The organism is Clostridium carnis, from assembly GCF_054657435.1.
Genome location: NZ_BAAHYS010000001.1, coordinates 1,295,593 through 1,312,834, shown reverse-complemented (window position 1 = coordinate 1,312,834; position 17,242 = coordinate 1,295,593). Strand labels below are relative to the sequence as shown.

At 26.3% G+C, this 17,242-nt stretch carries 9 protein-coding genes and 1 tRNA gene; 8 read left to right on the top strand and 2 right to left on the bottom strand.

The genetic code is table 11. The features are described from left to right. The first annotated feature begins 6 nt into the window (after nucleotides 1–6). Together addB and addA are read left to right on the top strand one after the other, a co-directional pair. Nucleotides 7–3,450: a helicase-exonuclease AddAB subunit AddB gene (gene addB, locus ACYQ1T_RS06020; protein WP_459832929.1), complete on the top strand. Its 3,444-nt coding sequence runs from the start codon at nucleotides 7–9 to the stop codon at nucleotides 3,448–3,450. A 1-nt stretch (nucleotide 3,451) separates the two neighbouring features. After that, nucleotides 3,452–7,201 (top strand): helicase-exonuclease AddAB subunit AddA, encoded by a 3,750-nt coding sequence (addA, locus tag ACYQ1T_RS06015; RefSeq protein WP_459832926.1) that lies wholly within the window; start codon nucleotides 3,452–3,454, stop codon nucleotides 7,199–7,201. 211 nt (nucleotides 7,202–7,412) lie between these two features. Here addA and ACYQ1T_RS06010 read toward each other — a convergent pair whose 3' ends face one another. Together ACYQ1T_RS06010 and ACYQ1T_RS06005 are read right to left on the bottom strand one after the other, a co-directional pair. Continuing rightward, nucleotides 7,413–8,762 (bottom strand): CCA tRNA nucleotidyltransferase, encoded by a 1,350-nt coding sequence (locus ACYQ1T_RS06010; protein ID WP_459832924.1) that lies wholly within the window; start codon nucleotides 8,760–8,762, stop codon nucleotides 7,413–7,415. Between the two features lie 104 nt (nucleotides 8,763–8,866). Further along, nucleotides 8,867–10,075: a L,D-transpeptidase gene (locus ACYQ1T_RS06005; protein WP_459832923.1), complete on the bottom strand. Its 1,209-nt coding sequence runs from the start codon at nucleotides 10,073–10,075 to the stop codon at nucleotides 8,867–8,869. Nucleotides 10,076–10,240: 165 nt separating this feature from the next. Here ACYQ1T_RS06005 and ACYQ1T_RS06000 point away from each other — a divergent pair, with 165 nt between their 5' ends. The 6 genes from ACYQ1T_RS06000 (at nucleotide 10,241) to ACYQ1T_RS05975 (ending at nucleotide 17,093) form a co-directional block, all read left to right on the top strand. Beyond that, nucleotides 10,241–11,005 (top strand): DUF1189 family protein, encoded by a 765-nt coding sequence (locus tag ACYQ1T_RS06000; RefSeq protein WP_459832921.1) that lies wholly within the window; start codon nucleotides 10,241–10,243, stop codon nucleotides 11,003–11,005. 82 nt (nucleotides 11,006–11,087) lie between these two features. Beyond that, nucleotides 11,088–11,246 carry a hypothetical protein gene (locus tag ACYQ1T_RS05995; RefSeq protein ID WP_459832918.1) on the top strand — a complete coding sequence of 53 codons (159 nt, stop codon included), beginning with the start codon at nucleotides 11,088–11,090 and terminating at the stop codon, nucleotides 11,244–11,246. A gap of 328 nt (nucleotides 11,247–11,574) precedes the next feature. Continuing rightward, on the top strand, nucleotides 11,575–12,780 hold the full coding sequence (locus ACYQ1T_RS05990; protein WP_459832916.1) for an exonuclease SbcCD subunit D: 1,206 nt from the start codon (nucleotides 11,575–11,577) through the stop codon (nucleotides 12,778–12,780). Continuing rightward, on the top strand, nucleotides 12,777–15,893 hold the full coding sequence (locus tag ACYQ1T_RS05985) for an AAA family ATPase (protein ID WP_459832913.1): 3,117 nt from the start codon (nucleotides 12,777–12,779) through the stop codon (nucleotides 15,891–15,893). Before ACYQ1T_RS05990 ends, ACYQ1T_RS05985 begins: the two co-directional genes overlap by 4 nt. Nucleotides 15,894–16,012: 119 nt before the next feature. Beyond that, the gene (locus ACYQ1T_RS05980) at nucleotides 16,013–16,927 is read left to right on the top strand and encodes a sensor histidine kinase (RefSeq protein WP_459832910.1); all 915 of its coding nucleotides are present in this window, start codon (nucleotides 16,013–16,015) and stop codon (nucleotides 16,925–16,927) included. Between the two features lie 89 nt (nucleotides 16,928–17,016). After that, nucleotides 17,017–17,093: transfer RNA gene (locus ACYQ1T_RS05975), tRNA-Arg, on the top strand. The last annotated feature ends 149 nt before the right edge of the window (nucleotides 17,094–17,242 follow it).

Here is a 17,242-nt window from a genome sequence, read left to right as displayed (position 1 = left end):
CGAAGTATGGGAATAAGATTTATTTTTGGGAGAGCAGGAAGTGGAAAAAGTAGATTTTGTTTAGAACAAATAAATAAAAAAATAAGTAATGATAAAGATAACAGGTTAATTTTATTAGTTCCTGAACAATATACATTTCAAACAGAAAAGAAGCTCTTAGATATAGTAGGTGAAAAAGGTCTTTTAAGAGCAGAGGTATTAAGCTTTAAAAGAATGACGCATCGAGTATTTAATGAATGTGGTGGAAGAACTAGGTCCTTATTAAAGGATTCTGGAAAAAATATGATAATTAATAAATTATTAAAAGATAAGGATAATGAGCTTCAATACTTTAACAAGATGGCTAAAAAACAAGGATTTACAGGGATAGTATCAAAGACTATAACAGAGTTCAAAAAATATAATATTTCCACGGAAATACTTGAAATGAAAGAAAACGACATAGGAGATGAAGAATTAAGAAAAAAGATAAATGATTTAAAGCTATTATTTAATAATTTTAATGAAAGACTTCATAAAAGCTATATTGATAGTGATGATGAGTTAACAATATTAGCTGAAAAATTAAGTGAATGTAATATTTATAAAGATTCAGAAATATGGATAGATGAGTTTACTACATTTACACCTCAACAATTAGATGTAATAAAAGTTTTATCAAAAATAGCTAAAACTATAAATATTACATTATGTTGTGACAGTTTAAGTGGTGGTACTTTAAGTGATGAGACGGATATATTTGATGCTATAAAAAACACTGAAAATAAAATTTTAAATATGATGAGAGATAATAATATAGGTTATATGGAGCCTATAAACTTAAATAAAGGAATTCCTTATAGGTTTAAAGAAAGTAGTGATTTAGCACATATAGAAAAACATTTTTTTACTTATCCATTTAGAGAATATAAAGGAAATGATAAAAATATAAGAATATATAAGGCTAACAATAGCTATGATGAAATAGAAACAATAGCAAAGGACATAATCACTTTAGTTAGAGATAAAAACTATAGGTTTAAAGATATAGCCTTAGTATGCAGAGATATAGATTCATATGAAAAAATAACAACTGTAATTTTTAATGAATACAATATACCATTTTTCCTAGATAAGAAAAGAGAAATATTAAGTAATCCATTAGTCATTTTAATAATATCAGCCTTTGAAATACTAATAGGAAATTGGTCTTATGAAAGTGTATTTAAATATTTAAAAAGTGGACTTTTAAATATTGATACAAACTATATAGATATGCTAGAAAACTATGTTTTAGCTAATGGCATAAAGGGATATAAGTGGACAGGAGAATTATTAGATAAAAATGGTGAAGAAATATCACAAGATGAAATATTAATTAAAGAAATTATGCAAGAGATTAGGAGTCCTTTAATGTCTTTACATAGTAAAGTAACAGGAGAACGTAGTGTAAGAGAACTATCAACCGCTTTATATGAATTTTTAGTTGATTTAAAGGTTTTTGAAACAATGGAAATTTGGCTTGAAGAATTTGATAAAGAAGGACTTCAAGACAAAATAAAGGAATATAATCAAGTTCCTAATATAGTAATTGATATATTAGATCAAGCAGTAGAGGTTCTTGGTGATGAAGTTATGGATATAAAGGCTTTTACGAAAATATTAGTTTCTGGATTTGAGGAACAAGAAGTTGGAGTTATTCCGATGGCTTTAGATCAAGTTAATATAGGGGATATAGCTAGAGTAAAGGGGAGAGAAGTAAAGGCATTATATTTAGTAGGGGTTACAGATGGAGTTTTACCAGCTACTAATAAAGAAGAGGGAATTATATCAGATAGAGAAAGATTATTGCTTAAGGAATTAGGAATACAACTTGCAGCAGATACTAAAAGTAGAGCTTTTGAAGAACAGTTTATGGTTTATACAGCCTTAACAATACCTTCTAGATATTTAATGGTGAGTTATCCTATGGCAGATTTTGAAGGGAAATCCTTAAGACCTTCAATAATAATTCCTAGACTAAAAAAAATACTTCCTAATGTAAATGAAGAGAGTGAAATATATAATGAAAAAAATATAAGTGATAAGTTCAATAAAATAACAGCACCAATACCAACTTTTAATGAACTTATAACATCTCTAAGAATGGAGTATGAAAAACAAAGTATAGAAGATTATTGGGCACAAGCTTTTAAATGGTTTGAAGAGAACGAAGAATTTAAAGAAAAATCTAGAAGAATGTTTAAGGGGTTAACTTATTCTAATTTAGTAGAAAAAATGCCTAGAGAAAAAATAAAAAAATTATATGCTAATGAAAATGGAAAACTTACATTAAGTGTTTCTAGGATAGAAAAATATGCACAATGTCCATTTTGTTATTATATCCAATATGGTCTAAAGGCTAAGGATAGAAAAATATATGAGTTTACAGCACCAGATTTAGGTTCATTTATGCATGAAATATTAGATGAATTTACTACAAAAGTTAAAAATGAAAAAATAGCTTGGTCAGATTTAAATAAAGAAAGATGTAAAAGTATTATAGGTAATTTGGTAGATTTAAAATTAGCAGAAGATAAAAATTCTATATTAAATAGTAATAAGAAGTATCAATATTTTTCAGATAGATTTAAAAGAACAATAACAAAATCAGTAATGGTAATTTCAGAGCAAATGAAAAGGGGAGAATTTGAAGTATTTAAAAATGAATTTGCTTTTGGAAGCTTTGGTGATGGAGGGCCTATAAAAATAGTATTACCATCTAATGAAGTTATATATTTAGTAGGAAGAGTTGATAGGATTGATACTTTAGATATGGATGGTAATACTTATATAAAAGTTGTAGATTATAAATCAGGATCAAAGAAATTTGATTTAAATGAATTATATTATGGTCTTCAAATTCAGCTTTTAGTTTATTTAGATGCGCTTATAAAAAATTCTAAATATATTTTAGAGAGGCAGGCTATGCCAGGGGCAATATTATACTTTAGAATAGATGATCCAATAATTAAATCAAAAAAAGAGTTGTTAGAAGAAGAAATAGAAAAGCAGGTCTTAGAAAAATTAAAAATGAATGGATTATTATTAAAAGATCCTAAACTTATAAGAGCGATGGATAATAGCATGGAAACATACTCATTAGTTATACCAGCAACCTTTAAAAAGGATGGAGATTTTTCAAGTAAAAGCTCTGTAATAACAGAAGAGCAATTTGATTTACTTAGAGAGTATGTTAATGATAAGATGGTTGAAATATGTGAAGAAATGTTAAGTGGAGAAATTAAAATAGAGCCATGTAAATCAAAACAAACTAATTATTGTACTTATTGTGATTACTCTTCTGTATGTCAATTTGATACAGGAATAAAAGATAATAAGCATAAGATTATATTAAAAAAGGATAATGATGAAATTTGGGAAGCAATAAGAAATAAGGTTGATGAAGTACGAAAGGAGGGAGAAATGTAAAATGGCAGAAACTAAATGGACGGAAGAACAACTTAAATCTATAACTTTAAGAGGGGGTAATTTATTAGTTGCGGCAGCAGCAGGATCAGGAAAAACGGCTGTATTAGTAGAAAGAATTATAAGAATAATAACAAATGAAGAAAACCCAGTTGATATAGATAAACTTTTAGTAGTTACATTTACTTCAGCAGCTGCTGCTGAAATGAGAGAAAGAATAGCAGCAGCAATATCTAAAGCTTTAGAGAAAAATCCAAACTCAAAGATACTTCAAAGGCAATTAACTCTTTTAAGTAGATCTAATATAACAACAATGCATTCTTTTTGTTTAGATGTAATTAAAAATTATTTCCATACTATAGATTTAGATCCTAGTTTTAGAATAGCTGATGAAACTGAAAATACTCTTTTAAAAATGGAAATAATAAATGATTTATTTGAAGAGTACTATGAAGAGGAAAATAAAGAATTTAGAAATTTAATAGAAGCTTATAGTGGTAGTAGAGATGATGAAAAGCTTAAAGATATAATACTTAATTTATATAGATTTTCAATGAGCGGACCATGGCCAGAAAAGTGGCTTTTTGAAAAGGCAGAGGAGTTTAATCTAAATTCATTAGAAGAGCTTAATAAAACCGAATGGATAAGGGTATTAAAAGAAAGTATTCTAGTTGAAGTTAATGGATATTTAAAAATGCTTAATAAAGCAATAAATATAATAAATGAGACACCTGGGTTAGAGCCATATATAGAAGCCTTTAGTAGTGACATTTCAGCATTAGAGGAAGTAGAGAATTCTATAAATGATGGTATAGAAGCATTGTTTCAATCACTTAATAAGTTTCAGTTTATAAAATTGAAAGTAGTAAGAAAAAATAATGTTTCTGATGAACAAGCTCAAAATATTGTAAAGAATATTAGAGATACAGTGAAAAAGAAAATAAATAAGCTAAAAGATGATACTTTTTCTATGTCACCAGAAGAATCACTTCAAGGAATAAAAAATTCATATCCTTACATGAAAATGTTAAGTGATATAACTATTGAATTTTCAAGGAGATTTTCTGAAAGGAAAAAAGAAAAGAATTTATTAGACTTTAATGATTTAGAGCATCTTTGCTTAAAGATACTTATAAGTAAAGATGAAAATGGAAATATAAAACCATCAAAAGTAGCTGAGGATTTTAGAGACTACTTTGATGAGGTTTTAGTTGATGAATATCAAGATTCTAACAATGTTCAAGAAACTATTATAAGTTTAGTATCTAGAAAAGAGTTAGATAATCCTAATGTATTTATGGTTGGAGATGTAAAGCAAAGTATATATAGATTTAGGCAAGCAAAGCCAGAACTGTTTTTAAAGAAATATAGTGAGTATCCAATGACTGATGGAGAAAAGAATATAAAGATACAGCTTTATAAAAACTTTAGAAGTAGGAATGAGGTTATAAGTGGGGTAAATTATATATTTAAAAAGGTTATGTCTGAAACTGTAGGAGAATTAGAATATACAGATGAAGAAGCTCTAAACTTAGGAGCTAACTATAAAGATATAAATGAAGAAGATATTATAACAGCTGGACCAATAGAACTTCACATACTAGATAAATCAGGAGATTATAGCGAGGAGTTACAATATGAGGAATTAGATGAAAGTATAGATGAAGAAGAAGAACTTGATGGAATGGTTTTAGAAGCTAGAATAGTGGCCAAGAGAATAAATGAACTTCTAAATAGTAAAGACGGAAAAATTTATAAGGTATTAGATAAAAATACTGGGGAGTATAGACCTCTTAGATATAAAGATATAGTAATTTTATTAAGAGCAACAAAAAATTGCTCAGAGGTTTTCTTAGAAGAATTGGGAGTAGAGGGTATTCCTGTTTATGCAGATACAGGTAGTGGATATTTTGAATCTATAGAAATAAGAACAATAATGTCTCTTTTAAAGATAATAGATAATCCAATGCAAGATATTCCTATGATAGCGATACTTAGATCTCCTATTATGAGCTTTAATGCAGAGGAACTTGGAGATATAAGGACATTAAATAAAGAGAAATACTTCTATGAAATTATAGAGGGGATAGTTAAAGGTGAATACGAAGTAGATGATAATTTAAAGAAGAAGTGTGAAGAAGTACTTAAAAACTTAGATATATGGAGAAGAAAATCTATATATACACCAATTGATGAGTTTATTTGGTATCTATATATGGATACATCTTATTATGGATATGTTGGAGCTATGCCAAATGGAAAGCTAAGACAGGCAAATTTAAAAATATTATTCCAAAGAGCTAAACAATTTGAGCAAACTAGCTTTAAAGGTCTCTTTAACTTTATTAATTTTATTAATAAGTTAAGAAAATCATCTGGAGATATGGGAAGTGCAAAAATTCTTGGTGAAAATGAAGATGTTGTCAGGATTATGAGTATTCATAAAAGTAAGGGGCTAGAGTTTCCGGTAGTATTTACAAGTGGTGTTGGAAAACAATTTAATCTTATGGATTTAAATAATTCAATATTGTATCATGATGACTTAGGTTTTGGGCCAGAATATGTAGATTTAGAAAAGAGAAATTCTTATAGCACTTTACCTAAAGAGGCAATTAAAAAGAGAATAAGACTTGAAACTTTATCAGAAGAGATGAGAATACTATATGTTGCATTTACAAGGGCAAAGGAAAAACTTATTATTACTGGAGCAACTAGAAATTTAGAAAAAACAGTATCTAATTGGATAGCAGCAGCTTCATTAGATGAAGAGATAATATTACCATCAGAAGTTTTAAAGGGGAAGAGTTATTTAGATTGGATAGGAATGGCTTTATGTAAACATAGATGTGGAGAACCACTAAGAAATTATGTTGGAGCATCTTCAGATATTATAACTAATGACTTTTCCACATGGAGTATAGATTTTTGGAATAAAAACTTATTAACTGTGGACAAAAATAATGAACCTGTGGATAAAAATGAAGAAAAAAAACTGTTTATAAATTCTGAAGTTGAAACTGTGGATAAAGAAATAGAAAGAAGACTTGGGTATAACTATAAATATTCAAAAGCTTCAAATATTCCAAGTAATATATCGGTCTCTGATTTAAAAAGAGCTGCTTATGACAATGAATATGAAGAAGAAATGCAAACTGTGAAAATATATGGAGATAAGGAAATAGTAAAACCTAAGTTTTTACAAGAAAAAAAAGGCTTATCAGCAGCTGAAAAAGGAACTATAATGCACTTTGTAATGCAAAAAATTGATTTTAAAAAAGTTAGCATAGTAGATGATATTAAGGAACAAGTTCATGATATGATTAATAAAGAGTTACTAACAAGTGAGGAAGCTAAAGTTATAAATTATAAAAAGATAGAATTGTTCTTTAAAAGTAGTCTAGGAAAAAGGCTTCTTAAAGCTTATAATAAAGGTTATAAGGTTCAAAAAGAACTACCATTTTTTACAGAAGTAAGTAGTATTTTTATAGACAAAGAATTACAAGAAGATATTTATAAAGATGAAATGGTGAGACTTCAAGGGATAATTGATTGTTTCTTTGAAGAAGAGGATGGAATAGTGCTATTAGATTATAAGACAGACTATATAGAAGATGGAAAAGAAGCTGAACTTGTAGAAAAGTATAAGGTTCAGATAAAGTATTACAAAGAAGCCATAGAAAAGATAACAAATAAAAAGGTTAAAGAAAGCTATTTATATTCATTTTATTTAAACAAAGAGTTGAAAGTGGATTGAATTATTTAGGAGCGAATATATCATTTAAAGATAACATTTGCAATAATGACATATTTACTAATTCTGTAGATAACTAGAATTAATATAAATAAAAAGGCTATAGCTTTATATAAAATTTAATTTATATAAAGCTATAGTTTATTTTTAGATAAGATATTAACTAGGTTTAAGATAAAATATGATTAGATTTAAGTAAAAATATAGTTAGATTTTAATAGCTAATATATAAGTATTCTTCTGCAAGCCCTATTAAAGTAGGTTCATCGTTTAAAGAACTATTATCTAATACTTTATCAAGAAGAAAATCTAATATTTCTCCAACTTGTTTTCCAGGTTTTAAGTTAAAGTGAGAAATTAATTTGTTGCCATTTATAGATAAATCTTTTATTGTAAGAGGTTCATTATTTTCAAGTATTGATGAACACCTTTTTTCCATAAAAGCTATCTTTTTTAAAAATGGGTCAGGATTCCAAAGAGCTTTAGTATCTGCTCGTTGTAAATAAAATAATAAAAATATATTATCCTTTCCAACTTTGTTTATTAACCTTTTAATTTCACCATCAGTAGGTAGATAGGAAACATTTAAGACTAAATGTTTATTAATTATAGAACAAACTCTATTAATTGTTTTATTATCAAATGAAAGAGATGATAATATCTTTTTTGTCATAATAGAACTTTCTTCACTATGTCCTGGAAAATAGCAATGACCATTTTCTAAAAAAGTCATTGTATTTAATTTGCCTACATCATGAAATAAAGCGGAAAGCCTTAAAATAAGATTATTATAAGTATTATTTATAACTTTCAGGGTATGTTTAAATACGTCTCTATTATGATTATTACAATTAGGTGTATAGTCTATTAAGCTATATATATCAGGAAGTATAATTTGTAATATTCCTGTATCAGCTAATAGTTGAAGTCCTTTAGTTGGTTCATTTGATACAAGTATTTTACATAATTCATCTCTAATACGTTCGGAACTTATATTTTTAACTAAAGAATAGTTATATTTTATAGCATCATAGGTATCATCACTTATATTAAAACCTAATTGACAGCTAAATCTAATAGCTCTAAGCATTCTAAGAGCATCTTCTTTAAATCTCTCATTAGGGTTTCCAACACAGGTTAATATCTTTTTACTAATATCAGCAATTCCATCAAAATAATCTATAAGGCCATCATAGTTGTTATAAGCTAAAGCATTTATAGTAAAATCTCTTCTAGATAAGTCATCTTTTATGCTACTTACAAATTTTACTGAGTCAGGTCGTCTATTATCCTTATAATCACCATCAGATCTAAATGTAGTAACTTCATAGGACACATTATTTATTATTACAGTTATAGTTCCGTGTTGTAATCCAGTTGGAACAGTTTTTTTTAATAATTTAATTGTGTCTTCTGGTAATGCAGAAGTAGCAATATCATAATCCGTTGGAGAAGTGTTTAGAATACTATCTCTAACACATCCACCTACCATATAAGCTTTATATCCATTTTCATAAAAAGTATCTATAATAAATTGAACATCCTTAGGAATGATAATCTTCATTAATATATCCATCCTTTAACTATTAGTATTTATATAAATATAATAGCATAACTTATAAAAAATATAGAAATAAAACAAAACCCTAAAATTAGGGCTTTGCAGAGTTAGTTTATTATAATTTTTGTATTATTACCTACATTATCATAAATCCATTTAGAATCTTCTACTTCTAATCGAATACAACCATGGGATGCGGGAGTTCCTAAAGTATCATCTAATACTTTACTTTGAGTTTCATCAAAAGGTAATGAGTGAAACAAATAGTCGCCCATAAACTGAACCCAATATTTTCCCCCTTGCATAAATTCTTCAGAAAAGAACCATTCACCACGGCCTGTAATAGCAAATACACCTTTGGGTGTTTCTTTACCTGGAAGGCCTGTAGAACATGATAATGTTTTTTCTAAATTCCAATTGTTTTTTGAACCATTGTAAATATAAGTTTTTTGTTCCTTAATATTTAAATAAATAAAATATGGAGTTTTACTTTCAATATTTAAAGTATTAATATTTTTAGGTGTAATAGTATCTAATATAGCATTTGATGTATATTCGGAATCTTCTCCTTGAAGGTTTGCTAAATATTCTTCTTTAAACATTTTAGTAGAATTTATTTTACCAGAAATATCTTTATCATTTGAAGATAGAATTTTCTTATCATAAGATGAGAGTAAATCTATTGCTTTAGTATAGTATTTATTTGCAATTAGCTCATCAGCTTGCTTTAGTAAATCTTCTTTATATAATATTTTACACTTTTTTATATATTCTTGAGCCTTAGCATAGTCATCTTTTAAATTTTTAGGTATAGAATTAAAGTAATCTAATGCATTAGAATATTTTTTTGAATTAAGAGATTTAATTCCGAGGTCTAAATTACTACCATTTTGTTCAGTATTTTCTACATATCCAGTATTTGAGGTATTAAAAGATTCTATTAACTTATCTAAAGATGAGTTTAATACATTGTATTTTTTTATTTCTGTTAAAATAGTTAGAGCTTGATTATCATTTATTTTATCTTCTTTAATAGAAGTACAGACTTTATTTACTACGTCTGTAAAATATGTAGTTAAATCCTTTGATAAGAGACCTTTTTTGAATAATAAGTATTTTCTTTTTGAATCTATAATGTTTTTTGCCTTATCAAACTCATAATTATTAAATGAAGTATAGAATTCATTTGTAACAGTTGAATAGTTCATATTAGAGTAAAGATTAAAGCTAAACCCTAATAGAGCAAATAAAATACAAAGAAAAAATAATTTAAATATATTAAATTTACTTCTTCGTTTTGTTTTATTATAAAACATTTAAATGCCTCCTTATGTTTATATGTCTATATATAATACTTAACAAAAAATCTAATCTTTAATCTTAAAAAATTAACTTTAAAAAAATTAACTTATGTTTATTAATAAATTTATATATGATAAAATAATTAGTAAAGCAATACATGGCTTATAAGTGGAGGTATTATGAAAGAAAATATGAGTTTTATAGCAAAAATTAAAACTAGCATGTTTAGTATTAAGGACTATTCACTTTTATTAAAAGAAAGTTTTAGCAAGACGTTAATATATTCTTTAGTATTAAGTTTGATAGTTGGTATATTAATTGGAGTAACTCAGTTAACGATAATAACAGTTTTAGAAAAAAGTTCGAGAGAGGTATTATCAAGTGAAAATTTTGAGTTTGAAATTAATAATGGCATTTTAAATTTAAAACAGTCTACATACAAGAAAGAAGAAGGAAGTAGTATAATTCTATTTGATAGTACAAAATCTATGGATGAATCAGAATTAGTTAGAAATATAGTAGTTCATAAAGATATGTCAGCAGTATTTTTTAATGATGGTATAATTGCTAGAAATAATGGAAATGAATATAAATTAAAGTATACAGAAATACCTTTTATGTCTAACCATATAGATAATGAGGTCTTATTATCTATAGTAGATAAAGTTGCAGTATTAAAATATTTTATATTTTTACCAACTATATTCACAACATATTTGTTATTCCTAATAAATGCACTTGTAGTATCAGTTGCAGGAATATTAGCAGTAAGAATGCAGAGGGTAAAAATAGCTTATGCAGATATATTAAAACTTTCAATATTTGCAATGACATTACCTACAATATTAGGCTTAATAATTCCATTAAGGTATTTTTCAGTTTTAATTGGGGCAATGTATTTAGTATTTTCAATAAACTATATAAGAGATCAAAAAAATGTTTAAAAATAAAAATAACCAATATCAGATTAAATCTGCTATTGGTTATTTTTTATTTTAGAGATATATAAACAATTAAATAAAAAGTATGCCTAGATTTATTAGTAAAGATAATATTAATAAAGTCTTTACAGCTACAAACATATCTTTTTTTAGAAAGTATAAGATTATAGATATAATAGTCAGTAAACCACCAAATAATACTATTGATTTTTGTAATATAAAGTTAGCTGGTAGTCCAGTATAGCTCATAAAAGTTAAAATAAATAAAAATATTATAGTAGAAATAAAAATAAACTTATTTTTTAACAGAAATCCTTTTTTGTAAAATATAGCGAAAATTAAAGCTATAGATACTATTAATATAACTAAAAAAATGATTGATAAAATCCCTAAAGCCATAATAAACCTCCTAAAATATTAATATTTTAATTATATAAAACTTATAAATATATAATGTGTATAAATGATTAAAAATAATTAAATAAATTTAATTATAAGTTTTACATAATGTAAATAAGGAGTGTAATTAGGTATAATTAAAATAGATAATTAGAAAAAAAGGAGATAAATTTATGAAAATAATTCATACAGGAGATTGGCACATAGGAAAAATAGTAAATGATTTTTCGATGATAGATGATCAGATTCATATATTAGGCAAATTGAAAGAATTAATTATAAATGAAAAGCCAGATGTATTAATTATAGCAGGAGATATATATGATAGGTCTATAGCACCTGTAGAGGCTGTAGAGCTATTAAATAGTTTTTTTAGTGAAGTAGTATTAAATTTAAAGATTAATGTATTAGCCATTGCAGGAAACCATGACAGCGGAGAAAGAATAGATTTTGGAAGTGGTTTATTTGAAAAACAAGGATTATATATGGAGGGAACCTTAAAGGAAGAAGTGAAAAAAGTAACTATTAAAGATAAAGATGGAAATGTTAATTTTTATTTACTACCATATGTTCATCCCTCACAAGTAAGAAAGTATTATAATAATAATGAAATTAAAGATCATAATGATGCAATGAAATTTTTAGTTGGAAAAATAGAAGAAAAAATTAATAAAGAAGATCGAAATATATTAATAACTCATGGATACGTTACTATGAATAGAGAAAAGGCTTTAGATGCTGAAGAAAAAATATATGAAGCTGCGGATTTAGAAGCATCAGAATCAGAAAGACCTTTATCTATAGGAGGCACAGACTTAATAGATGGAAACATATTTAGTTCGTTTGATTATGTTGCGTTAGGGCATTTACATGGTAAACAAAAAGTAGGATCAGATAAAATAAGATATTCAGGATCTTTATTAAAGTATTCTTTCTCCGAGATTAATCATAAAAAAGGAGTAACTATAGTTAATATAGATAGTGAAAGAAACTTAGATATTAATCATATAGAGCTAAAAGCTAAAAGGGATTTGAGAACAATTATTGGACCTATAGATGAGCTTATAAAAGCAGGTTATGATGAGAAAGCTGGGAGAGTGGATTATATACAGGCTATATTAACTGATGAAGGGGAATTAATAGATCCAATTCAAAAGTTAAGGAGTGTTTATCCAAATGTTATGTTGCTAAAAAGGGAAAATATTAAGGGGAAAAATGATTCTTTAAATTCAGTAGCTCATGGACATAGGAATAAAAGTAAGTTAGAACTTTTTACAGAATACTATGAAGCTATGGGAGCTGGAGAATTTTCAGAGGTAAAGAGAGATTTAATTAAAAGTATAATAGATGAAACTATAAATGGGGAGGTGAAAAAATGAGACCAATTAAACTTATTATGTCTGCATTTGGACCTTATGCAAATAAGCAAGTAATTGATTTTAATAAACTTGAAGGACAAAATATATTTTTAGTTACGGGACCAACAGGAGCTGGAAAAACAACTATATTCGATGCAATAAGCTATGCTCTTTTTGGAGTTGCAAGTGGGAGTGTTAGAGAAAATGATAGTCTAAGAAGCGACTTTGCAAAGGATGAAGATGAGACGTATGTTCAATTAGAGTTTGAATTTAGAGGAGAAGTTTATTTAGTCAAAAGAGCGCCACAACAGTTTAAGAAAAAGAAAAAAGGTGAAGGTTACACATCACATGGAGCAGAAGGAGAATTACATTTACCTAACGAAAAGATAATAACTAAATATTCAGCTGTTACAGAAAAAATTGAAGAGATTTTAGGTATTAACAAGGAACAATTTAAACAAATAGTAATGCTTCCACAAGGTGAGTTTAGAAAATTATTATTATCTGAATCAAAGGATAGAGAAGCTATATTTAGAAAGATATTTGGAACGTATGATTATCAGGCAATTCAAATGAGGTTAAAGGATAAGGCATTAGCTATAAAGCAAGAAGTAGATAGAGGAAGAACAGAGGTAGATAGCAATTTAAAGGGAATAAAAAGTGATGACAATGTAGAGTTTAGTCAATATGAAGATACTAAAGTTGCCTTAGATAAAATTGAAGAAATATTAAATATTGATAATAGAGAAATAAAGGAATTAGATAAAAAATTAAAGGATATAAAAGATAAAAAGGGAAAGGCTAACGAAGATTTAATAAGAGGAAGCGGAAATAATGATCTTTTAAAAGAAAAAGAATATACAGAAACTAAGTTAACAGAATACTTTAAAAGAAAAGAAGAAATTGATGATAAGAAACAGTTAAGCGAAAAGGGAAAAAAGGCATTAGAAATTGAAATAATAGAAAGTTCTTATTTAGAAAAAGTAAAAAATAAAGAGGATAATAAAAAAGAATTAGAAAGAATAGAAAAGGAATTAATTTTAAAGGGTGAAGAATTAGAACGATGTAGAAAAAATTTAGAGCTTGAAGAAAAAAATGAATGTCAAAGAGAAAATATCAATAAAGAAATTCTTTTATTAGAAGAAAAATTAAATAAACTATATAAAATAGATGAAAGAAAAAAAATATTAGAAAGTTTAAGACACAATCATAATGAGATAGTTAATAATATAGAGACCTTTAAGGAAAAAAGGAAAAATAATATATTAAAACAAGAACAAAATGAATTAATGTTAAAAGAAATAAATCAATTAGAAAAAGAGCTTATAGAGCTAAATAATAACGAAAATGAAAAGAAAAGAGTAAGGGAACAGCTTTTAAAGGTTTATAAAGAGATTACAAGCTTAAATGAGTTAAAGATTGAATATAATAATAAATCTAATAAATTTAAAGAAATAGAAAAATGTTATACAGAAAGTAAAAATTACTATGATAGACTAGAGTTAAACTTTAGAAAAGGTCAGGCAGGAATACTTGCAGAAGCTTTAAAAGAAGGAACTGAATGTCCGGTTTGTGGATCAAAAGAACATCCTATGCCAGCTATAAAACAATTAAATGTACCAAGTGAATATGAACTTAAAAATCAAAAGGAAAAGTATGAAAAGATAAAAAATGAAACAGATGAATATTTAAACAGCATAAAAGTATTAAGTGAAAATATTAAATTAAAAAGCAATGAAATAATTATACCAGCATTAGAACAAATCTCTAATGTAATTGGTATGAAATTAGAATTTAATAATAATTTAATAAAGGATATTAAAGAAATAGGCGGAAAAATAAGACTAGAAATTGATAATTTAATAAAAAGAAAAATAGAAATAGAAGTTATAATTAAAAATAAATTTAATATAGAAAAAGAAGTTGAAATCTTAAAGTTAGATTTAAAGGTTTTAGAAGAATCACTAGAAGTATTAGAAAAAAACAAACTAGATACGTTTGGAAAGTTACAAGCAGAAGAAGAAGCTTTAAAAACCTTAGGAAGTGATATACCAAATGAATTTTCTAGTTTAAATAATCTAAATGATATAATAAACAATAAGAAAAATATATTAGAAGATATGAAAAAGTCTCTTCAAAATGCAAAGATTAAGGAAAGTAACATTTCTAAAGAATATTCTATATTGAATGGAAATAAAAATACAATTGAGAAAGTATTAAAAAATTCTATAGAGAAGGAAAATCAAGAAAAGTTAAGGTATCAAGAAAAGTTAATAGAGTTAGAGTTTATTGATATAGAAGAATATAAGAAATATAAAATTAGTAAAGACGAGATAAATAAAATAGATGCTTTTATTAAAGATTACGAGGAAAATCTAAGGTCTTTAAAAGATAAGTTTAATAATCTTTGTGAAAAAACAAAGGATATTAAATTCAAAGATTTAAGCAATTTAAATGAGGAAATAACTAACTACTCGTTAATTGAAAAAGAGTTAGAAGAAAAGATTAAGCTATTATATGCTAAGATAGCTAATAATGATTCAAGATATAAGATAGTTAAAAAGCTAAGTGAAAATTTAATTAGATTAGAAGAGAAATATAAAGTTGTTGGAGAATTAGCGAATTTATCAAATGGAAGACAAAGCCCGTATATAACATTTGAAAGCTATGTTTTAGCAGCATATTTCCAAGAAATTATAGATGCAGCAAATTTAAGATTATCTAAAATGACAGGAGAAAGATTTATCTTAAAAAGAAAGGAAGATAAGAGTAAAGGTACTGGTCAAAAGGGATTGGAATTAGAAGTTTTTGATAATTATACAGGGAAGTTAAGACATGTAAAAACATTATCTGGGGGAGAAAGCTTTAAAGCATCACTATCTTTAGCTTTAGGTTTATCTGATGTAATTCAATCATCATCAGGTGGGATTAAACTAGATACTATGTTTGTAGATGAAGGATTTGGAACGCTAGACCCAGAATCTTTAGATAATGCAATAAGTTGCTTATTAGAATTACAAATGGGTGGAAGATTAGTTGGAATTATATCTCATGTACCTGAATTAAAGGAAAGAGTAGAGAAAAAATTAGAAATAAAAGCAACAACAGAAGGAAGTTTTGCTAACTTTAATTAGTTAAAATGTAAAATAAATGGAAAAAAAGAATAAAATGGTTGTTGATAAAATGTCAATATGGTAAACTAGATATAATGTGGTAAAAATTTTAATAGATTTGTGGGAAAGGATTTATACACATGATCAATAAGGGGTATTTAGAAGAAGGGAATTTAGGTAATCTAGCGAAAAAACTATTATATGAAATACCAAAGAACGATATTGATGAAGAGTATTATAACCAAGTAAGAGATACAATAAAAGAATTAAAAGATAAAAACATGAGACAGGAAAATTTTTTATTAAATATATCTCATGATTTAAGAGCTCATCTAAATGTAATATTAAGTGTTATGCAATGTATTGATTATGGTAATGTTAATGTTATGGACAAAAAGGCTTTAGAGTATATGGGATTAGTAAAGCGTAATAGTCTTAAAATGTTAAAGTTAATAAATAATCTTATTGATACCACTAAGTTTGAGAATAACTATTATATGCTTAATAAAAGGAATATTGATATTATCTCAATGGTTGAGGGGACAGTTGGGTGCGTAGATAAATATGCTAAACAAAAAAATATACAATTGGTTTTCGATACAAATGAGGAAGAGTGTATAATGGCTGTAGATCCTGAACTTATAGATAGAATAGTAATGAATTTAATTTCAAATGCCATTAAATTTTCTCCAAAAGATTCTAATATATATATTAATATTTTTGTAGAAGATGAAAACATTAATATATCAGTAAGAGATGAAGGCCCAGGAATATCTAAAGAAAGTAGAGAAAAAATATTTGATAGATTTTATCAAATATCTCAAAAGAGTAATAGAGAAAATGGGGGTAGTGGAATAGGATTAGATTTAGTAAATTATTTAACTAAAGCTCATGATGGAAAAGTTACATTAAATAGTGAAGAAGGAAAGGGTTCTGAGTTTATAGTAACACTACCTATTTGTAGGCTAGTAGAAGTAGATGAAGATAGGCCACTAAATCGTAGTGATAAAATTCAAATGTTAGAAATAGAGTTTTCAGATATATATTTAATTTAAGATGGGGTATAAAACCCATCCTAAATTAAATAGGTTTACTTGATTTATTCAAATATCTATGTTAATATAAATATGTTAAAAATCAATATGCGGTGGTAGCTCAGTTGGATAGAGTAGCTGGCTACGAACCAGTTGGTCGGGGGTTCGAATCCTCTCCGCCGTACCATTGTAAGGCTTTGCAGTTTGCAAAGTCTTTTTTTATTTTAGAAAATTATATCAATAGTTAAACTTCAGATAAAATAATCAATATAGAGTTAAAATTTTTAAAATCATATTTGTTATATAGTTAAAATATTTACTTAATGTTCACAAATA